The sequence below is a fragment of the Polystyrenella longa genome (assembly GCF_007750395.1).
GTDB lineage: Bacteria > Planctomycetota > Planctomycetia > Planctomycetales > Planctomycetaceae > Polystyrenella > Polystyrenella longa.
Genome location: NZ_CP036281.1, coordinates 492,364 through 512,573, shown reverse-complemented (window position 1 = coordinate 512,573; position 20,210 = coordinate 492,364). Strand labels below are relative to the sequence as shown.

Here is a 20,210-nt window from a genome sequence, read left to right as displayed (position 1 = left end):
CTACCCATCTTGGGATGCTTTTTCGGACACGGATCGGCTTCTACATCCTCAGAGACTTACCGGTAAAATCACTCTTAAACGTAACAAACGCCGTGGGGAATCTCCACCACGGCGTTTGTCAGGTTTTGTTGAATCGGGGCTGGTTGCTGGTCCCTGCTTATGGAAGCAGATCTTTAACCGTGTCCCGTTCCTCTTTCAATTCGGCGACAGTCGCATCGACTTTGGCTTGTGCCCATTCGTTCTGCTTCACACCCTGCTTGATGGACCAGTTGGAACCATCGCTAGTGAGTGGGAAGCTGCAGATCAGACCTTCATCGATTCCGTAACTTCCATCACTGCAGATCGCAGCACTGAAGGATTCGCCAGCCGGAGTGGGAGTGATGATGTTTTTGACGGTATCGATACAGGCGTTGGCAGCGGAAGCGGCCGAAGAAGCTCCACGAGCCTGAATGACGGCGGCGCCTCGTTTCTGAACGGTTTCGATGAACGTATCCTGCAACCAGGATTCGTCACCAATAACGTCAGCAGCAGGTTTGCCACCAATCGTGGCGTTGTAGAAGTCCGGATACTGCGTCGCGGAGTGGTTACCCCAGATCGTCATGTTTTTGACATCGGCCACCGTCATGCCCGATTTTTTCGCGAGCTGAGAAACAGCACGGTTTTCGTCAAGCATCATCATCGCGTACCAACGATCCCGGGGGATATCGGGGGCGTTCGCCATGGCGATCAGGCAGTTCGTGTTACACGGGTTTCCAACGACGACAATACGGACGTCTTTCGCCGCAGCGGCTTGAATCGCTTTGCCAGTGTTGGTGAAGATCGGTCCATTGATACGGATCAGATCGCCCCGTTCCATACCCGCTTTACGGGGAACAGAACCAACGCACAGCACGAAGTTGCAATCAGCGAATCCGTCTTCGAGATGGTCACTGTCCGCTTTGACGACACCAGCCAGGGTCGGGAATGCGCAGTCATCAAGTTCCATTTCCACGCCATCGAGAGCACCCATTACCGGGGGAACCTCGACGAGATGGAGAATAACGGGCTGGTCTTTACCAAAGAGTTGACCCGATGCAATACGGAACAAGAGGGCGTAACCAATCTGACCGGCGGCGCCTGTGACGGCCACGCGAATCGGGGCTTTCATTCCTGGACTCCTGAAAGAAGCAAATAGATGTATGGAAAAGTGTATCTTAGAAAAAATCGGACGCCGATGTAACCGAACCAGTCATCAAACGAGGGTTGGGACGAAGAATCGACCAAGGACGAGCACGATTCAGGCGGCTTATCGCAAAATGACTAAAAGACTTACAGCACGCTCTTACAATATGTTCTTACAATACGACGGCGAGCTGTTTTTCAACTCCTTCTGCATCAATCAGTACGGCCGTGCCTGATTCGAGATATTCTCGGCGAACCATCGCCAGAGCCCGACCACTGGTTCCATCGGGGTGCAGGCAGGTCGAGGTGATGCGACCAATTTGCTTTTCCCCTGCAGTGGTAAAGAGGGCTGCTCCCGGAGAGAAAATGTGGGCTCCATCCCACGACACACTCCTTAGCTCTTGATTGGTGTGACCTAACGTTTCCAGGCGAGCAATTGGCTCCTGCCCGAGGTAACACCCTTTTGTAAATGAGATCGCTGAGCTTGTACGGGCCGCTTCATGAGCGAGGTTGTCTTCGGAGATATCGATTCCGCATAGCGGAAGACCGCTTTCAATTCGCAGCGTATGAAAGCAGTCAGCTCCTGCGGCGAGTATGCCGTTCTCAGTAAGATATTTCCAGTGTGTGGCAACGTCATTTTGAGGAATCATCAGAAGATAACCGGGCATATCAAACAGATCAATTCTTACTGATAAGAAAGGCTGTTCAAACTGATCAACCTCTGCAGTTTGCCATCGTTCCAGCGAGGTGCCGATAACCTCTTCCGCTTTCGCGCCAGCCCCGTTGCCCGTCATGTAAAAGAGTTCATACTGCTCGTTCAAGGGAGTGATTTGCACATCGTCCAGCAATACATACTTGCGAAAATGCTTAAGCAATTCTTCTTCATCACCACCTAATCCAATCAAAAGCAGGCTGTCAGTTTCACAGACGACAAACAGATGTCCCAGTACACGTCCTTTCACGGATGTCGAAAAGGTTTCACATCCCGAACCTGGTTGCAGTAGAACCATATTGTTCGTGCAGAAATTGTTCATAAACTTGATGCGATCCTTCCCCGTCATTCTCCAGCAGAACGACTGGTTCAAATCGAACAAGACAGTTTCTTCTTCAACGGCTTTCCATTCCGCGGCACTGTCACCGAACGACTTCAACCGGGGACCGGGCAATTCGGATAATGTCTCTGACTGACTGTGAGCACGGAGAAGCGACAAGGTATCTGCAGCGGTCATATATTTGTTCTGCTATGGAAAAGGAAAAAGTTCCAGATTGAAAGATATTAATAAATGAAGTCGTAAATCGTTCTATTCAGCAGGAGCAAGCTGCCAGGATTCGTCGAAGAAATCGAGATCGACTACCTTACCCGGAGCACGACTGTCGGCGGGAGTATTCAAATCGATAATTGCCCAGTCGGGAAGTTTGGGAACCTGCCGGGCATTATTGAGATAGTCGTATTCACGAAATGTGAACCCACTATTAAGCACCACATACTTTTGGGGGTTGAGCGGATTCGGATAAATCAGGATCAACGCATGGTGGCTCGCATCGTATTTTTTAGAACCGACCGAGATGGCCTCTGGCGTCCATTGAATGGGCAGTTGATCTGAGATTCTGGCCAAAACTTTGTTGCTTGCAGGATCTCCAAAGAGAATCAAGTTGGATGCGACAATCTGTTCATCGGTCAGTTCGGCATCACTCACGACTTGGGCGTCGCCTCGGAAATGTCGACGCCAGTGAACGATGGCGTGTTCCTGTTCGGACGCGGACCATTCCTGCACATGGCTATGTGGACTCGTGCCAGTCGGAGTCACCACGACGAATGAATCCATAAAGGCATCGTCAATTGGTCCCTGGAGATCATGCTGTTTCCGTAAGCTGGCAGCTTTAGCACCTGCCTGCAACTCAACTTCTGTTTCGGCAACAACCCATTGGTCGTTCTTCAACTGGAGCCTTGTCTTCCAGGACAAGTCAGACATAGGGCCAGGTAGTTCCAATGTCTGTCCGTCAATGTTCACCGTGATGGGTTGATCCATTTCGAAACGATAAGAACCCGCCGGAAATTCGAATGTAAGATCCCGGATATTTTTTGTCGTCGCGATCACCTCGTTGCCACGAGTCTCCGCTTTGATGCGGGCTTCTGTCCAATGCTTCTGGAGTCCATTCAATGTGATCCAGTGCATCTTGTTGTACTTGAGTGTGTAGGTCACAAACTCCAGACGTCGGGGCAGGAAGGGACGTCCAAACTTGGCAAGTTCGTTCAATTTCTGTTCGATAATCGTGCGGGAATCGACATGAATACTGTGTTTCGTTTCCGGGCCAATGATATGCATCAACCGGATATTTTCTTTTGCCAACGCTGTTTCCATAACATCGGCCGCCTGCTTTTGAATGTCGAGTTCGCCACTGTAAGCTATCGTCGGACAGGCTTTCAGGTTCACGGCGTAATCAGTGCAGTCGTAGAGATGCCACAAGGCACGTTCCTGCTCATTCGGGTTGAGTTTTTCTTTTTGAAAGAACTTGAGAAACTCGGGCGTTTCTGAAAAACCGGCTCCCGGATTCGCGGCAAACCAGCGATCGGGATAGTGCACGGCAAACTGCCACGCCGCCGCACCACCCATGGAGAAACCACGAGAGGCAATTAAGTCTTCGTTGATGCGGTACCGTTCTTGAGTCGACTCCAGAGCTTCGAGTACATCGACCTCACCGGCGAATTTGAATGCATTGCTATATCGCCCATAGGGATGCAAGACGATCGTGTTTTCCGGAGTCACATAACTGCCATACTTCATGCGCTGGTTGATGAAGTTGACTTCGCTTAATGTTTCACCGCGACCATGAAACCAAAGATCACAGCGGTACTCCCGAGTGTCGTCGAAGTTGTACCCATCCGGGATGAGCAAACCGTAAGGTTGAACGGTGTCATCAATTCGCGAACGATACCCACGAACCACCAGTCCCGTTTGACGAGTCCAGGGAGATTTACCTTCGGATAATTGTTGAGCCCGTTCCGATCCAGTCGCCACTAAAGCCTTGGCAACGGAGAATTCTTTTTGATCGAAGAACTCATTGTATTCGATTGCTACCCGTACGGCGCGATGAAAGATTTCCACATCCGGTAGCAGCGAAGAGACTTGTTCGTCTTTTTTTGTCCGCAGTTCGTTAATCTGCTTCTCGAGATGCTGCAAGCTCTCGGTAAGTTCGGCACGAACGTCGTCTGGAATTTCGACGCCCTCTTTGGGAATACGACGCACCTGGGTCGAATCATTATCCCGCTCGCCATCAGCGAAGACCGCTTTAGTTTCACAGACAAGAAGCGAAACTATAGCACAAACGAATAGAGTTTTCAGGCGGGACGGCATGCATCTACTTCCAGCTACTGTGAGGGAATCATCGGCGAACAGGAGACCATTCATCCTAACAGACCCACTCCCGAAGAACAGTCGCACCGCATGAAAAAAGGCTTCCCGTGGAAAAGGTGCGGGAAGCCTGTATCATGCTGATTTTCGATGAATTGCTTAAGTGACAATTCGTTTATATCGAACCCGCCTTGGGCGATCGGCGTCGTCACCCAGCCGCTCGCGTCGCTGGATCTCATACATCTTGTAGTTCCCTTCGAACCAGACGATATTGCTATCTCCTTCGAAGGCAAGAATGTGGGTCGCGATCCGGTCGAGGAACCAACGGTCGTGGCTCGTCACCATGGCACATCCGCCAAAGTTGGACAGGGCATCTTCCAGCGAGCGAAGTGTTTCCACGTCGAGGTCGTTTGTGGGTTCGTCGAGCAGCAGCAGGTTTCCACCAGAGCGAAGCAGTTTCGCCAAGTGGACCCGGTTGCGTTGTCCCCCGGAGAGTGTACCGACTTTCTGTTGTTGATCGGAACCCTTGAAGTTGAATCGACCGCAATAAGCCCGTGCGTGAATGCGGCTTCCACCGACTTCCATCAAGTCCAGACCACCGGAGATTTCTTCGTAAACAGATTTGTTTCCATCGAGCGCGTCGCGACTCTGATCAACATAAGCGAGTTCGACCGAGTCTCCAATTCGCAACGACCCGGAGGTCGGTTCTTCGGTTCCCATGATCATTTTGAACAGAGTCGTTTTACCGGCACCGTTCGGTCCGATCACACCGACGATTCCCCCGCGAGGCAGGTTGAATTCAAGATCTTCAAACAGAACTTTATCATCGAACGCTTTCGATAACCCTTCCGCCCGCACAACCAAGTCACCCAATGGTCGTGAAACAGGAATCTGGATATCGGCGGCGTCTTCTCGTTCATCGTATTGTTGTGCGGCTAAGGACTCGTACCGTTCCAGTCGAGCTTTGTTTTTAGTCGCACGAGCTTTGGGCGACATGCGCACCCACTCGAGTTCCTGCTTCAGCATCCGTTGCCGTTTGGATTCGCGGCGTTCCTCTTCTTTAAGCCGAGCCTGTTTCTGTTCCAGCCAGGAAGAATAGTTCCCTTCGTAAGGAATTCCCTGCCCGCGGTCGAGTTCCAGAATCCAACCGGCGGCATTGTCGAGGAAGTACCGGTCGTGGGTGACGGCAACGACAGTCCCCGGGAAATCTTTCAGGAAATGCTCCAACCAGGCGACAGATTCGGCGTCGAGGTGGTTCGTGGGTTCGTCGAGGAGCAGCATGTCCGGGTTTTCAAGGACCAGACGACAGAGAGCGACGCGGCGTTTTTCTCCCCCGGACAGCTTATCTATTTTCGCGTCACTGGGTGGCACGCGTAAAGCTTCCATCGCCAGTTCGACGGTTCGGTCGAGTTCCCATAAATTGGCAGCGTCGATCTTATCCTGCAGTTTCGCCTGCTCTTCGATCAGTCGCTCCATCTCCTCGGGCGTCATCTCTTCGGCGAACTTCATGTTCACTTCATTGTAACGATCAAGGATCGCTTGAGATCCCTGCACCGCTTCAAAGATGGCCTCTTCGACCGTCTGCTCCGGATCAAGTTGAGGCTCCTGCTCAAAATAACCAATGCTGATATTTTTGGCCGGACGAACGGTCCCCATGTAGTCCTGGTCTTTACCCGCCATAATGCGTAGCAGCGTACTCTTACCAGAACCATTGCCCCCCAGAACACCAATTTTGGCACCCGGCAGGAAAGCGATATTAATATTGCTCAGGACCTCTTTCTCGTCATAAATGCGAGTGAGGCCTTCGATCGACATAATGTATTGTTGCGACATGATTTCTGTCTGCTTACTGAATAAGTCTAAAAAGTTTAGAGGCCATTTCAAAACCCGGTTGTGGCTGTCCGAAACTCTACAAAAACTGGGGCAATGTGACCCAGCAGAGGGTTTTAAAACTACTTGTAAGGTGAATTCCTGGAGCCCGGACGTCTACCTTGAGGACGAAAACGGGCTTTCAAACTGATTCGAACATTGGGACTGCTTGATAATTCAGCGCAGACCGGTTGGCAAGGGTTAAAGTCACTGATTTCAAATCGGTCGGATCATGCCGACTAGATGCCCGACGGCTTGGTCGTAACGCTAATCGTCATGCGTATGAAAACCGAGACGCATCTGCGGGTCGGTTGTCTGCTCGAATTCGCGGTACAACAGGCTCGGCTGGATATCCCGATTGTTCTGATACTTATCGCTTTTGTATTCCTGCACTTCACCTTCCAGAGTGTGATAAAAGATCTGGCAGATTGGCAGGTTAGGATAAATCCGAACTGGTTGCACGGCAAACATTTCGAGCGTCCAGTAACCGCAGAAACCGACATCACCGAAACCGGCCGTGCAGTGGACGATCAACCCGAGTCGACCGACCGAAGAACGTCCTTCCAGCATCGGCACCAGGTTGTGCGTCTCGGTCCGCTCGACCGTTCGTGCCAGATACAGTTTATGCGGTTGCAGCACGAACCCCTCTTCAGGAATTTCGTAGCGGCGATACCGATTGGGCCGTTTCATATCCAGCACAATTTCTTCATAGACCAGAAGTTCATTGTGCAATGACAAGTTGTAACTGTTCGGGTTGAGCTGCGATTCTCGGAACGGATCAATTTCGATGTTGTTTCCCAACTGGGCTTTGATTTCCATTCCGGAAAGAATCATCAGCACAAGCCTGTCGTTTTAAAAACGGGTTTAACCAGACGCAGTCCACATTGGCGACAGCCAGTCCGACTGATCGCGACGAACATACTGCCACAGTAGGATTTTCGCATCGAGAATGCAACAGAATCCCGCATGAACACTCCCTTGATCAGGACGCGAGCAGACGGCGTTCCAGGGTATCCACCAAATCGCGAGCGGGCCATTCCTTGAGAGCGAGCTTGAAAACAGAACCCTGTTCGAGCGACTTGATCACTTTCCTCTCTGCCGACATGACCGTGCTGTGATTCCGTCCACCGAAGTGCTGGCCGATGTCTTTGTAGGCGGCTTCAGTCAGTTTGCGGGTCAGGTAAATGGCGATCATCCGGGGGAGACTGAACTTACGACTGCGACTCGCTGATTTGATTTCCTCAGGGGTAATCCCAAAGAACTCCGACACGATGGAATCGACATCTGCCATCCTCACAATTCGCACACAATCCCGTTCGAGGTCCGACAGGATTTTGCGAGCCGAATTCACAGACAAAGTCTGACTGGCCTCCATCAGGCGATGAGTTTCCAGACAGTTGAGCGCTCCTTCCAGTTCCCGCACATTCTGCTGAAACCGGGAGGCGATGAATCGGAGCACACTCTTACTGAGTGGGCTATTCATCTTTTGGGCTTTGTGCTGCACAATTTGTTCGCGAGTCGTTTTATCGGGAGACTCAATTTTACAAACTAAACCGGACAGAAAACGAGTCGACAATTCGGAAGAGGTCTTCGTCAGTAGACGAGGATGCCGGTCGGACGTCAGCACGATCTGGCATCCTTTGGAGTCAAGCTGACGGAAGGTGTGCAGAAATTCTTCCTGAATGACTTTTTTATCTTCCAGAAAATCGATGTCGTCGACGAGCAGAATGTCCACGTTCCGGAATTTATGCCGAAAACTGGGAAGAGTCCGATCGCGTAAGGCTAATGTAAAGTAATTCGCAAACGATTCAGCATTAATCAACATCACATTTAAGCTGGGGTGCAGTTGCCGCATCGACTTGTACATCCCTTCCAGCAGATGCGATTTCCCCAGACCGACGTTTCCATGCAGATAAAGCGGATTGAACCGCTCCCCTGGAAATTGACAGGCCTGTAGCGACGCCGTGTACGCGAGCTGGTTGGATTCTCCACTGATAAAATCAGCGAGACTTGCATACTTGCGACCCGTGCGGCGTGCGTGCCCCTGCTGAGGCACCGCTTTACGTGGTGCAGCTACAGTCGCCGAGTTCTCTTCGCGAGACTGGGCCGACGCCGAAGTATTGGTAATCGGCACGACCAGCGCAGGCTTGGTAGTTTGCTGTTTGTGCTCAGCGCGGCTTTGTTCCAGCATGGCCGCATCAACATGAAAGTTGACACGTGCAGAATCGCCGAGAAAATTTCGCGCGAGCTTGGTTAGCGGGGTGCGAAACTGCTTCTGCATCCAGTTCAGCAGAAAAGGGCTGCCCACGCCAACACTGAGTTCATCCTGTTCCGTTTTCAGGGAAACCTTGTTTTTAAACCAACTGTCATAATTTTTTGAGCCTATTTCGTCTTGAAGTAGTCCGAGGAAAGTTGATTCGCAAAAAGATTGCGGCTGCACCATCGCCAAGGATTGGGCCTGCATCTTGCATCCCTTTAGGGCTGTGTCTCAAAGCCAGTCATTGCGCGCAATTCCTCCATTCACATGAGCACTAAAAAACTCACAAAAGCAGAAGGGAAGGGTAGCATTCCGTTACCAAATTGACGCGAACACGAATCCTTGTAGTCAAAGAGAGGATTGATAAGACAGGAAAGATCGACAGCTTGCTTTGCACCATGCTTGCTGTCGAAAGGACGACTCGTTCACTGATAGAACGATGTTATCCTACAGCGCTCAACTGTCAAACCTCAGCGAGCCAATTTCTGAAAGAGATTTTTCGGGAACTGATCCGGCGGCGCTTCTTCTCCGAAAATTCATGCATCTTCACCGGACAGAACTTTTTCCCGCTACCGTCAAATCACGAATCGAGATGTTCAGAAGTTGTGGAATTTCCAAAATATCTTCAACTTTGCAAACGAACGTGTGATTGAATTTTGCGAAGCCCGTTCTCCCGATTGATAGCGCAAACTGTTTGCAGAATAGAGTTACGGACGAATCAGTACCTGCTTGACCGTCATTCGCTGAAATCCAATTCGTTCGTAGATCTCTAAAGCGAAGTGGTTTCGTGAATCGACTGCGAGAAAGACCACTGACCTTTGTAATGCACGAGCACGGTTAACGGCCTCCTGCAGCATGAAGGTCCCCAACCCCGTCCCCCGGTGTTCCGGAACCACGCCCATGTACGCGACTTCCCAGCGATCGTCCGCGTCGTAATTTCGCAGCAGAATCAACCCGGCTGGAGTATCGCCAACGTAATACAAAAACCAGAGAGCCGGATCGAAAGGGCCATTCAGACGATGACTTTCGAGCGACTCTTCACCAGACCGCATGAGATTAAATTGAGGAACATCCAACGTCTCCTCGTAGGTTCGTTCCAGAACCTCGCGAAACGGCCCTGTCTCCCCCAACTCTTCTAACGACGTTGACCGGCATTCTTTCCCAGCTCGTAATTGTGGGTGTGTGGTTTTCTGTCGATCTGGCTGGCATTCCATAAAATAAAGTTCTGCCAAAGGCTCGAAGCCATTTTTTTCCAGCAGGCTCCGTTCATCCAGAGCGTCGGGATCGAGCATCGCCTGAGCGTATAGCACCCCGACCACGTCCTGCTGTTTCTGAATTTCCTGCAGCAGTGCGGAACCGACCCGTTCCCAGTTGATCGCATCCAGGACGACGGGCGGCCAGACGAAAGCCGAGCGGTCTCGCTGAGTTAAGGTGAGGCAGGCCCCCACGTCCTCCCCCTGCTCTTCTGCCAGATAAAGCCCTTCCAGCTGCAAATCTCCCCGTTTGTTCGCTTCTTGAACAATATTGATCTGCGACTGCAGTTCCTCTGGCAACATATCGTGAAACAGCACCCTCAGCGCACGTTCCTGTTTCTCTCCGTTGGCGGCTGAAACGTGAATCGTCATGAAAATCACCTGACACCGCGGGAGCAACGAACCTGGAATGGTCGCGTGGGAAACGACCAGCCTACAACGCCGGTCAAGAAAAACAGGGTCACCGCATGGCACCCAGCAGGGAAAATGAGGTAAAAGTGATTCCCCTGACGCATCAATGTCTACATATGCTATTCATCAATACGTTTTATTTCACTTGATTGTAAAGGCGTTACAATTGACCTCTTACCGAATTTTCCGAAAGAGACGAGAGGAATTTCACATATGAGTGCCATCGAACAGACCATCCAACATTGGGAATTTGCCCGCGAACTCACTTTGGCGACGCTGGACACCATTGCGGAACTACCCGACCCCTCCGCCGTCCTGGGATGGCAATCGAACCCCGGTCGAGCCCATCTCTGTTGGCAATTAATGCACATCGCCATCACCGAGGAAATTTTTGCAACTGCCTTCCTGCAAAATTCCAAACCGGGCCTGCCCGATCTAATTCCTCGATTTATGAAAGACAGTGTGGCCGACGACCAGATTCATTCACCGGAAGAAATCCGGGAGACACTGGCACTGACTCGCGAGCATCTGCTGGAGTCGATTCGATCCTGGGAAGGAAAGGATCTCTCACAATTGACACCGGGGCGTCAGGAGCGAGAATGGACGGTCGAGAAACTGCTCATGATCTCCGCCTGGCATGAAGCGCATCACCAGGGACAAGCTCACTTCTGCCTGAACAGTTGGAAGGCCGCTCAGAAGTAAACTGTTCCTTGTTCTGAAACCCAGTTGTGACGATCTCGAATTCTGTTCCCCCGATTCGATAGGCCGCCACTGAAGACTTCAGAACACCCTCTACAATATTGTACGCAATTCATTCTGCTCGCCGTCAGGCGCAACGCTGGAGTTCATAGATGTCGACACCTCCCGGATTACTTACGATCCCTGAACTTAAAGAACTTGTTGAGCAACAGGAAATTGATACCGTCGCCGCTGTCTTTACCGATTTGTACGGTCGCATGGTGGGCAAGCGGTTTGACGCACAGTTCTTTCTGGATACCGTCATCGAAGACGGGACTCATGCCTGCAATTATCTGCTGACCGTCGACATGGAGATGGAACCGATTCCCGGTTATCAGTTTGCAAACTGGGAAAGTGGTTACGGCGACTTCCACCTGTTACCCGATCTGACCACTCTGCGTCACGCCGCCTGGCTCGACAAGACCGCACTGATTCAATGCAATCTTCAGAACGACGCGACCCATTCCCCTGTGCGGGAAGCTCCTCGCAGTCTGCTGAACGAGCAAATCATGCGGGCGCAAACTGCTGGTTTCGATGCTAAAGCGGGATCGGAACTGGAGTACTACCTGTTCGACGACAGCTACCGCGAAGCTAACGAAAAGAACTTTCATAATCTGCAACCCGCAGGGTGGTACATTGAAGACTACCACATGATGCAGGGAACGCGGGAAGAGTCGTTCAACGGCGCCGTGCGGCGATATCTCAGTAAGTCGGGAGTGATTGTTGAATCGACCAAAGGGGAATGGGGTAAAGGCCAGCATGAACTGAATGTTAAATACGACGACATTCTCAAAATGGCGGACAACCACGCCGTTTTTAAACAGTGCCTGAAAGAGACCGCCGACAAACAAGGCGTCAGTGTCACTTTTATGGCCAAGTTTGAAACAGACTGGGCCGGTTCGAGTAGCCACGTGCATCTTAGCTTATGGAAAGATGGTAAGAACGCGTTCGTCGGTCAGAACAAGTTCGGCTCCATCGCCTGCTCCGATACCTTCCGGCATTTTCTGGGAGGTTGGATTCGTTACGCGGGGGAAGTGACTCCCTTCTACGCGCCGACGGTTAATTCTTATAAACGATTTCGGGCAGGCTCCTGGGCGCCAACTCGTTTGGCGTGGAGTAACGACAACCGCACGGCCGGGTTCCGAATCGTGGGGAGTGGACCGAGCTTGCGGATTGAATGCCGTATTCCAGGAGCCGACTGTAACCCGTACCTCGCCTTCGCCGCTTCGCTCGCCTCGGGTTTGAACGGAATCGCAAACAAGATTGAACCTCCCGAATGTTTCTCGGGTGACATGTACAGCGCCGATGAGATTCCGGAAGTCCCTAAAACCCTCCATGAAGCGACGGATCGATTCGAACAATCCGAATTCGTGAAGGAAGCCTTCGGTGAAGATATTCAGCGTCATTACGTTCACTTCTTTCGGACGGAACAGGCTGCATATGATCGCGAAATCACCGACTGGGAGCGCCGCCGATACTTCGAACGTATCTGACCTGGTCCCTTTACCCGTCCCTCCCATGTCTGCTTGAGATCAGACTTCTATGAACCAACCTTTTATCGGAATCACGACGTATGGTCGTGATGAATCGAATCGATTTACATTACCGGGCGAATACGTCGACTCAGTTCGGCGCGCAGATGGAATTCCCGTATTGATCCCGCCGGGAGAAACGGAATTCGATCAGTTAATCGAACGCCTGGATGGTTTCATTCTCGCGGGAGGTGGAGACATCGACCCCCGTCGGTACCAGGGTGACATGCATGAAACGATCTACATGCTCGACGAAGAACGGGACTCGTCCGAAGCGGCGCTGACAGTACGCATTCTGGAATCGAACAAACCAGTCCTGGCAATTTGCCGAGGGCTACAGATGGTGAACGTCGTTAAAGGAGGTTCGCTCCATCCGCACCTGCCCGATGTCTATGGCGAATCGATCAATCATCGCATGCCTCCGCGCGAACCGACTCCGCATGAAGTCTCACTCGACGCGGCATCCGAACTCGCCCGGATCTTTGAGACGCACGAATTCAGTTCTTCATCCTGGCATCATCAGTCAGTGAACCAGGTTGGCGATGGATTGCAGGTAGTCGGCAGAGCGGCCGATGGCGTGATCGAAGCACTCGAATGCCCCAGCCATCATTGGTTATACGCCGTCCAGTGGCACCCGGAATTGACGTCGGCGATTGACCCAATTCAACAACGGTTATTCGACAAGTTCGTCGTCGCTTGCCGTGACAGCAAATAAAATCGGCAGCCCAGAGGTTCTTGTTTCAAAAAGATCATCAAGACTGCACAAAGATAAAAAGACATGACCAGGTTTCAAAGGTCTGTCCTCACCTATAACCTTTCCAAACAAACTCAGGAGAAATAACGATGCGGTTGCAGGATAAAGTGGCGTTGATTACGGGAGCTTCCAGTGGCATTGGTCGCGAAGCTTGTTTGTTGTTCGCCCAGGAAGGAGCCAAGATTGTCGGCGTGGATATGAACGTCGCTGGTGGAGAAGAAACCGTCGCGATGGTGAAAGAAGCGGGAGGCGAAGCGATCTTCGTGAAGGCCGATGTCTCCAGCGCCGCTGATAGTGAGAACATGGTGAAACAGGCCGAAGAAACTTTTGGCAAACTGAATGTGATGTTCAATAACGCAGGCATCATGGACGGCCGCGACGGGAATTCTCAGGATACCGAAGAAGATGTGTGGGATCTGACAATGAACGTCAACCTGAAAGGGGTTTTCCTTGGTTGCAAGTTTGGTATCCCCGCATTACAGCGTGCCGGAGGTGGCTCGATCATCAACACTGGCTCCTTCGTGGCCTTGATGGGTGCCGCAACTCCGCAGGTGGCCTATACCGCTAGCAAAGGGGGTGTCGTCGCCATGACGCGTGAACTCGCGGTGATTCACGCCAGGGAAAACATCCGCGTGAATGCCCTCTGTCCCGGACCTTTGCAAACAGAACTCCTGATGAAATTCTTAAACACCGAAGAGAAAAAACAGCGCCGCTTGGTTCACATTCCAATGGGCCGCTTTGGCTTGGCAAAAGAGATGGCCCAAGCCACCTTATTCCTGGCCTCCGACGAATCCTCCTACATGACCGGCACCGAGTTCGTCGTGGATGGTGGCATTACCGCCGCTTATGTGACGCCTGAATAATATTAAAGCAAGCCGGCCAATATCAGAGAGAGGCCCGTTCATAAACTGCCCTCTCTGATTTGCTGGTGCCGCCAGATTTCTCTCGAATAAAGCAGGATATCACGTCATGACTCAACAGCTGACCCAACAGGATTCATGGTTTCGCTTATTCGATTTGGAATTCTGGATGAAGCCTTTGCAGGAGTTGTCGTCCGGAAAACACAATAGCGACGATGGGTTCACGTTGGCCTTTGTCGTCATATTGGTTCTGGTTTGCACGTCCTCCGGAACTGAAGATAAGGAAGCCGAGCACGCAATACTGCAAGAAATTCAGAAAAAGACCGCCCTGGAATTATTGGGAACCTCGCTGCTGTACTTCGTCGTTGCCTTGGGAATTCTCTATGTTCTGTGGCTCTCCCTGTAGGCTACAACTGTTTTCCATTCGGTTTCAGCACGACGAATAGTGCAGCGAGGGAGAGCACAACCCAGGCGATGATGTAGATCATCCCGGAGAGGGTCTGCAGGCGCCAGCCTTCCAACCAGGAAAGCGGATTCCCAAGGAAGGTGGCGTTCAGGATGAAGTAGCAGGCGCTCGAGGCGAGGAGACCACACGCGCCGAAGTAGCTAGCGCGAACCCGGTCGTTCTCTGGCTTGGCCCAGGATAGGGCGAAGATGGTCAGCAGTAATAACGGGAAGGTCACAATCAGCAACCACCCCATGTCGGTTGGAACGCGTGGGGGTTGATCGTTATGAGCTATGGCAACCGCCCGGAATGTTTTTACGGCAATCGGCATGGCAACGATGGGGAAGGCGTAGAGATAGGGCCAGAAGCGCCCGCCCATCACCCCGACCAGCGGCAGAATGGCCATCACCAAACCGTATTCGTAGAACTGGCCGAACTGCGTGTCTTCCAGAAACCAGGCGACCAGCATCAGATAGAGATAAGCAACCAGCAGGCAAACTTCCCAACTGAGGGAGAGGACCACATTGTCCTCGGGTTCCGTCTGTGCGATGCGTCCCCGATGTAACCAGACCCCGAAACCTAATACGCCCCCCGCGACGAACCCAAATGTGCATTCCATCATGTTCCAGTTATTGATCCCGTACAGGATGGGAAAGTATTCCCGAAAAGAGGCGACATCGAAGGCCATTGCCGCCTGGAGCGATTGTCCAATTGGGAATCCCAGACCACCAACAAGGCCCCAAAACCCGAGCAATACCGGAAGCCGGTCTCGTTTGATGAATTGCAGATAAGCCATTGCCGCCAGAAAGGGTAACAACACGCCTCCCCAATTCTCTGGACGTGGATTGACAAATTCCGCCGGCTCCCAGCGCCAGTGATCGGAAAAGTAGATGCGCGGAAGAATTCTATTTTCTGGTTCGAAGGGGGTATTAAATAACCAGATCCCGACGATCAACAGCAGAACTCCCACGAGTATCAGGCCTAGTAGCTCCATCGGCGAATATGTTTTTCTGCCGAGTCCGACTCCCAGAAAGAGTCCTGCGAATCCGAGCCAGAGCCCTCCCTTGATCCCCAACCCCAGCATACCCCACCAGTAAGCTTCGTTGTTCCATTCCTTAACGTAGGTCTCTTCACCCGCCTCATCAATGACAAGAGTCTGGTGGACCGCGGTATCATGAGTTAGCCCCACGGTCTCCCCATAGGACATGGAACCGCCAATGCCGATGGCCATCGATAACAGCGCCACCACCCGGACACCTTTCAACGTATTCGCCTGAGGCAGGTAGAGCATCACTATACTGAAACCGACGAGCGGGCCGAAGATCATTGCTCCTGTCTCGTGGCCGTACTGCCCCCGAATGCCCCACGCCATCGCACCAGCCAGACTGCAAAGCAGCAGGGTAACCAACAGCAAAGGGACTGCGGACAATGTGTACGGTGGCGAAGTCGGATTTTCCGCGGACGAATCAAGAGACATGATCGTGAAACTCTTCGACAGAAACGAGATGAGAGAAAGACAAGATATGTTTTAGGCAAGACTGGACAAAGAAGTGAGTTTCCAGACATATCACCATGAAATGCAGCGACTTACCTTCAGCGAATTCCGGAGGCGTTCAATTTGGATTCAAATAAGACGATTGCCAGAATAGGCGACGGTATTATTGAGTATAATCTAATCTAACCGATATCAGTGCCTCCTTACCACTACTGCGAAGCGACAAACTTCCGGACGGCGGTCCAATCATTTGTGCAGTCTTGTACTTTTGCTTGGCCTCAGTTGACAGACAGGGGTTGCCGGAAAGATGATTGGCTGCCACCGCCCCTGTTCTTTTCGGAACAGTATTTGATCTGCTTAAAGAGACTGATATTCATGCGTAACTCGGAAATTGCTGCCTTCTTCAACGCCCTCGCCGATCTTCTGGAGATTGATGGCGCCAACTCCTTTCGTGTACGGGCTTATCGCAACGGGGCCCGGACGCTCGACTCCACCAATGCCGACCTGACACGGATGGTCGAAGACGAAGACAACCTGACCGAACTGGATGGCATTGGAAAGGACCTGGCCGAGAAGATCATCACGATTATTCAGACAGGCTCCTTACCTCAACTGTTGGAGATGCAAAAGAAGATTCCCGCCGGGGTTGTGGAGATGCTGCGAATTCCCGGCATTGGTCCGAAAAAAGTCGGTACGTTTTATCGCGACCTGAAAATCGAATCGCTGGAGCAACTGAAAGAAGCAGCAGAAAAAGGAGAGCTGGCGAAGCTTAAAGGGTTCGGCAAGAAGACGGAGGAAACGATCATCGAGGGCATCGATACACTCGACTTGACCAACAGGCGATTTTATCTCGCCGAAGCGAAAGGTTATGCCGACGAAATCCGCAACGATCTGCTGAAACTTGAATCAGTTAAACAGGCGGAAGTCGCAGGAAGTTGTCGACGTCGCAAAGAGACTGTCGGCGACCTGGATGTACTGGTGACCGCGTCGGACTCGGCAGAGGCGATGGATGCCCTGGCCGCACACGCATTGGTCGACAAGGTAATCGCCCGGGGAGATACCAAACAGCGTGTCCGCCTGAAGAACGGCATCGAACTCGACCTGCGAGTCGTCCCCGAAGAATCTTATGGTGCCGCACTCGTTTATTTCACCGGCTCGAAAGAACACAACATCGTCCTGCGCCGTCGGGCTCAAGAACGGGACTTAAAGCTCAACGAATACGGTTTGTTCAAAGAAGAGAAACTAGTCGCAGGTAAAACCGAAGAAGAAGTTTATCAGAAGCTTGACCTTGCCTGGGTTCCGCCGGAGCTACGCGAAAGTCGAATCGAGTTTGATCTCGCGGAAGCAGACAAGATCCCCGAGCTACTCGAACTGGAGGACATCAAAGGGGACCTCCATATGCATACCACCGCTTCAGACGGTAAGGCCTCCATTGCGGGAATGGCCGAAGCCGCGAAGCAGCAGGGCCTGAAATACATTGCCATTACTGACCACAGTAAACGAGTGATGATGGCGAACGGCCTCGATGGCAAGCGATTGTTGAAACATTGGGAAGAGATCGACCGGGTCAATGAAGAAACTAAAGGGATCGAGATCCTCAAGGGAATCGAATGCGACATTCTCGAAGATGGAACACTTGACCTGGAAGATGAAGTCCTGAAACAAGGAGACTGGGTCATCGCCGTTTTGCACTATGGTTTGAAGCAACCTCGCGCAAAGATTATGAAGCGGTTAATGACGGCCATCACGAATCCCTACGTCCATATGATCGGACACCCGACAGGCCGTTTGATTTTAAAACGCCCCGGGGCCGACATCGACATGGACGAATTTCTGAAGGCTTGCGCCGACCATGGAACGCTTCTGGAAATCAACGCTCATTTCAGTCGGCTCGATTTAAGCGAAGTCCATGCTGCAGCAGCGAAAGACTTGGGGATTCCGATCGTGATCAATACCGACGCTCACTCGCCGGAAGGGTACAATGTCCGGCAGTACGGTGTCTATCAAGCTCGCCGGGCCGGTTTAACCAAGGCGGACGTCGCCAATACCCGTAGCTGGGCTCAAATGAAGAAACTGATGAAGTAACGGCAATTGAGTTGGGATGTTGCTTCTGCTAGAACTGGCGGAAGCAGTTCCGCATGACGACATGCGGTAATGAATCCCGCAAATGAATCAAGTCGGTTTCTGTTCTCCAATACGGATGGCTACCACAACCGGATTTCAGGATGCGTTCTACGAAGGAGATTTCTGATGGCTGAAAAAACGATCTTCAAGAAAATCATCGACGGTGAAATCCCTGCGGACATCGTTTACGAGGACGATCAGTCTTTGGCGTTTCGCGATGTGAATCCGCAGGCACCAACCCACATCCTGATTATCCCTCGCAAAGAGATCGCGTCCATAGACCACCTTTCCGCCGAAGACGAACAAGTGATGGGGCACCTGTTTCTGGTCGCTCAAAAGATTGCTAAACAGGAAAACCTGACCGACGGTTATCGCACCATTATCAACTGCGGCGAAGGTGCGGGCCAGACCGTTTTTCATTTGCATGTCCACCTGATGGGCGGTCGAAATCTGACGTGGCCACCCGGTTAACTTCACAGAATATCACCAGTTGATTCAACTTGACAAAATATCGGCCAGATAAAACAACGGATTCCTTTTTTCCAAAGAGATACGATATGCCCGCTAACGGTTCTGCTTTAGATGCTCTGTATGCTGAACGGTTTCCGACTTCAGTGAAGCGTTATGAAAAAGCGTGTAAGCTCTTTCCCAGCGGGGTCACCCACGACAGCCGTTATCTGGCGCCATTTCCGGTTTATATCAAGAGCGCCAAAGCGGCTCACAAGACCGACGTCGACAATCATGATCTGATCGACTACTGGATGGGGCATGGTGCCCTGCTCCTCGGGCATTCTCATCCCACGCTGGTCGCTGCCGTGCAAGGTCAGGTTGAAGTAGGAACGCACTGGGGCGCCTGCCATGAGCTCGAACTCGAATGGGCCGAGTGGATCAACAAACTGGTTCCCTCTTCCGAAATGGTCCGCTTTACCAGCAGTGGAACAGAGTCAACCATGATGGCATTGCGGATTGCCCGACTTGTCACAGGAAAACAAAACGTCATCAAGTTCGCCGGCCATTTTCATGGCTGGCATGATTCCTTAATCCCTGCTGCCGAACCTCCTCACGATAACGGTGATTATTCGCAACCCGGAATAACTCAAGGGGTGATGTCGGACCTGATTATATCACCACCAAACGACTTGGAGGCGCTGAGCAAGCTGATCGACGAACACGATCCGGCCTGCGTAATCTGTGAAGCCACCGGCGGTCGCTGGGGTGTCGTTCCTCTTCGGAAAGAATTTCTGCTTGGGCTTCGTAAGCTGACAGAAGAGAAAGGAGTGCTGCTGGTGATGGATGAAGTTATCAGCGGTTTCCGCGTTCATCCGGGTGGCGTGCAGGGGTTGTATGACATCAAAGCGGACCTGACGACGCTCGCCAAGATTCTGGCTGGTGGGTTGCCGGGAGGCTGTGTCGCAGGACGGGCGGATTTAATGGAAGCCCTTTCCTTCACGAACCGCTACGGCAAGAAAATGAAACATCACGGTACATTCAACGCTAACCCTCTTTCGGCGGCCGCCGGTTGCGCAATGCTTGAACAGGTTGCCACGGGCAAACCGTGCAAGCGGGCGAGCGAAGTGGCGAAAGTGCTGCGAAGAGAATTCAACAATCTGTTCGCCGAAAAGAACATCAACTGGGCCGCCTATGGTGACTACGCGATGTTCAAGATTATTCCGAACTACGAAGGCCCTCGCCCGGAGAGTGAAGACTTCCTGCCCTACGAAAACGATTTCCAACAGGTAGATCGCCCAATCGAAAAGGAATTATCACACGCCTTCCGGAAAGCAATGCTGGTGAACGGGCTCGACTTCATGGGATGGGGGGCCATGACTTCCTCGGCGCACTCAGACAAAGATGTCGACCAGACGATCGAAAGCTTTAGCAAAGGGCTCGACCTGTTAAAAGAACATGGGTTCGTCTAACGGAGAGAGAGGGATAGCCTGCCAGAGGTTCGTGCACTC

General features: G+C 51.9%; 16 protein-coding genes. 8 read left to right on the top strand and 8 right to left on the bottom strand.

Features of this window, described 5'->3' with window-relative positions; translation table 11 throughout:
* Positions 1-157: 157 nt before the first annotated feature.
* The 7 genes from Pla110_RS01860 to Pla110_RS01830 all read right to left on the bottom strand — a co-directional run bounded on the left by Pla110_RS01860 (position 158) and on the right by Pla110_RS01830 (position 10,265).
* Positions 158-1,147, bottom strand: a complete 990-nt coding sequence (locus tag Pla110_RS01860) for a malate dehydrogenase (protein WP_144992641.1) — start codon at positions 1,145-1,147, stop codon at positions 158-160.
* Positions 1,148-1,334: 187 nt separating this feature from the next.
* Positions 1,335-2,390, bottom strand: a complete 1,056-nt coding sequence (gene ygfZ / locus Pla110_RS01855; protein WP_144992639.1) for a CAF17-like 4Fe-4S cluster assembly/insertion protein YgfZ — start codon at positions 2,388-2,390, stop codon at positions 1,335-1,337.
* Between the two features lie 72 nt (positions 2,391-2,462).
* Positions 2,463-4,517 (bottom strand): prolyl oligopeptidase family serine peptidase, encoded by a 2,055-nt coding sequence (locus Pla110_RS01850; protein ID WP_144992637.1) that lies wholly within the window; start codon positions 4,515-4,517, stop codon positions 2,463-2,465.
* A 156-nt stretch (positions 4,518-4,673) separates the two neighbouring features.
* A complete protein-coding gene (gene ettA, locus Pla110_RS01845; protein ID WP_144992635.1) occupies positions 4,674-6,347 on the bottom strand; it encodes an energy-dependent translational throttle protein EttA in 1,674 nt (557 codons plus the stop codon).
* 303 nt (positions 6,348-6,650) lie between these two features.
* Complete coding sequence (gene dcd / locus Pla110_RS01840) at positions 6,651-7,217, bottom strand: dCTP deaminase (RefSeq protein ID WP_144992633.1); 567 nt, start codon at positions 7,215-7,217, stop codon at positions 6,651-6,653.
* Between the two features lie 148 nt (positions 7,218-7,365).
* Complete coding sequence (gene dnaA, locus Pla110_RS01835) at positions 7,366-8,847, bottom strand: chromosomal replication initiator protein DnaA (protein WP_144992631.1); 1,482 nt, start codon at positions 8,845-8,847, stop codon at positions 7,366-7,368.
* A 500-nt stretch (positions 8,848-9,347) separates the two neighbouring features.
* On the bottom strand, positions 9,348-10,265 hold the full coding sequence (locus Pla110_RS01830) for a GNAT family N-acetyltransferase (RefSeq protein WP_144992629.1): 918 nt from the start codon (positions 10,263-10,265) through the stop codon (positions 9,348-9,350).
* Between the two features lie 252 nt (positions 10,266-10,517).
* Here Pla110_RS01830 and Pla110_RS01825 point away from each other — a divergent pair, with 252 nt between their 5' ends.
* The 5 genes from Pla110_RS01825 (at position 10,518) to Pla110_RS01805 (ending at position 14,594) form a co-directional block, all read left to right on the top strand.
* The gene (locus Pla110_RS01825; protein WP_144992627.1) at positions 10,518-11,006 is read left to right on the top strand and encodes a DinB family protein; all 489 of its coding nucleotides are present in this window, start codon (positions 10,518-10,520) and stop codon (positions 11,004-11,006) included.
* Positions 11,007-11,155: 149 nt separating this feature from the next.
* A complete protein-coding gene (locus Pla110_RS01820) occupies positions 11,156-12,535 on the top strand; it encodes a glutamine synthetase family protein (RefSeq protein ID WP_144992625.1) in 1,380 nt (459 codons plus the stop codon).
* Positions 12,536-12,584: 49 nt separating this feature from the next.
* A complete protein-coding gene (locus tag Pla110_RS01815) occupies positions 12,585-13,289 on the top strand; it encodes a gamma-glutamyl-gamma-aminobutyrate hydrolase family protein (RefSeq protein WP_144992623.1) in 705 nt (234 codons plus the stop codon).
* Between the two features lie 128 nt (positions 13,290-13,417).
* Positions 13,418-14,191, top strand: a complete 774-nt coding sequence (locus tag Pla110_RS01810; protein WP_144992621.1) for a glucose 1-dehydrogenase — start codon at positions 13,418-13,420, stop codon at positions 14,189-14,191.
* A 106-nt stretch (positions 14,192-14,297) separates the two neighbouring features.
* Complete coding sequence (locus tag Pla110_RS01805) at positions 14,298-14,594, top strand: hypothetical protein (RefSeq protein ID WP_144992619.1); 297 nt, start codon at positions 14,298-14,300, stop codon at positions 14,592-14,594.
* 1 nt (position 14,595) lies between these two features.
* On the opposite strand, the gene Pla110_RS01800 is transcribed toward Pla110_RS01805, so the two are convergent.
* Positions 14,596-16,110, bottom strand: a complete 1,515-nt coding sequence (locus tag Pla110_RS01800; RefSeq protein ID WP_144992617.1) for a hypothetical protein — start codon at positions 16,108-16,110, stop codon at positions 14,596-14,598.
* Positions 16,111-16,503: 393 nt separating this feature from the next.
* Here Pla110_RS01800 and polX point away from each other — a divergent pair, with 393 nt between their 5' ends.
* The 3 genes from polX to Pla110_RS01785 all read left to right on the top strand — a co-directional run bounded on the left by polX (position 16,504) and on the right by Pla110_RS01785 (position 20,171).
* Positions 16,504-18,213 carry a DNA polymerase/3'-5' exonuclease PolX gene (gene polX, locus Pla110_RS01795; protein WP_144992615.1) on the top strand — a complete coding sequence of 570 codons (1,710 nt, stop codon included), beginning with the start codon at positions 16,504-16,506 and terminating at the stop codon, positions 18,211-18,213.
* A 165-nt stretch (positions 18,214-18,378) separates the two neighbouring features.
* Entirely contained in the window at positions 18,379-18,723 is a 345-nt protein-coding gene (locus tag Pla110_RS01790) for a histidine triad nucleotide-binding protein (protein ID WP_144992613.1), read from the top strand.
* Between the two features lie 86 nt (positions 18,724-18,809).
* On the top strand, positions 18,810-20,171 hold the full coding sequence (locus Pla110_RS01785) for an aspartate aminotransferase family protein (RefSeq protein WP_144992611.1): 1,362 nt from the start codon (positions 18,810-18,812) through the stop codon (positions 20,169-20,171).
* The last annotated feature ends 39 nt before the right edge of the window (positions 20,172-20,210 follow it).

What these genes read in the sequence shown, in the direction of transcription:
- Pla110_RS01860 (WP_144992641.1), bottom strand. Translation starts at nt 1,147, where the DNA reads ATGAAAGCCCCGATTCGCGTGGCCGTCACAGGCGCCGCCGGTCAGATT.
- ygfZ (WP_144992639.1), bottom strand. Translation starts at nt 2,390, where the DNA reads ATGACCGCTGCAGATACCTTGTCGCTTCTCCGTGCTCACAGTCAGTCA.
- Pla110_RS01850 (WP_144992637.1), bottom strand. Translation starts at nt 4,517, where the DNA reads ATGCCGTCCCGCCTGAAAACTCTATTCGTTTGTGCTATAGTTTCGCTT.
- ettA (WP_144992635.1), bottom strand. Translation starts at nt 6,347, where the DNA reads ATGTCGCAACAATACATTATGTCGATCGAAGGCCTCACTCGCATTTAT.
- dcd (WP_144992633.1), bottom strand. Translation starts at nt 7,217, where the DNA reads ATGATTCTTTCCGGAATGGAAATCAAAGCCCAGTTGGGAAACAACATC.
- dnaA (WP_144992631.1), bottom strand. Translation starts at nt 8,847, where the DNA reads ATGCAGGCCCAATCCTTGGCGATGGTGCAGCCGCAATCTTTTTGCGAA.
- Pla110_RS01830 (WP_144992629.1), bottom strand. Translation starts at nt 10,265, where the DNA reads ATGACGATTCACGTTTCAGCCGCCAACGGAGAGAAACAGGAACGTGCG.
- Pla110_RS01825 (WP_144992627.1), top strand. Translation starts at nt 10,518, where the DNA reads ATGAGTGCCATCGAACAGACCATCCAACATTGGGAATTTGCCCGCGAA.
- Pla110_RS01820 (WP_144992625.1), top strand. Translation starts at nt 11,156, where the DNA reads ATGTCGACACCTCCCGGATTACTTACGATCCCTGAACTTAAAGAACTT.
- Pla110_RS01815 (WP_144992623.1), top strand. Translation starts at nt 12,585, where the DNA reads ATGAACCAACCTTTTATCGGAATCACGACGTATGGTCGTGATGAATCG.
- Pla110_RS01810 (WP_144992621.1), top strand. Translation starts at nt 13,418, where the DNA reads ATGCGGTTGCAGGATAAAGTGGCGTTGATTACGGGAGCTTCCAGTGGC.
- Pla110_RS01805 (WP_144992619.1), top strand. Translation starts at nt 14,298, where the DNA reads ATGACTCAACAGCTGACCCAACAGGATTCATGGTTTCGCTTATTCGAT.
- Pla110_RS01800 (WP_144992617.1), bottom strand. Translation starts at nt 16,110, where the DNA reads ATGTCTCTTGATTCGTCCGCGGAAAATCCGACTTCGCCACCGTACACA.
- polX (WP_144992615.1), top strand. Translation starts at nt 16,504, where the DNA reads ATGCGTAACTCGGAAATTGCTGCCTTCTTCAACGCCCTCGCCGATCTT.
- Pla110_RS01790 (WP_144992613.1), top strand. Translation starts at nt 18,379, where the DNA reads ATGGCTGAAAAAACGATCTTCAAGAAAATCATCGACGGTGAAATCCCT.
- Pla110_RS01785 (WP_144992611.1), top strand. Translation starts at nt 18,810, where the DNA reads ATGCCCGCTAACGGTTCTGCTTTAGATGCTCTGTATGCTGAACGGTTT.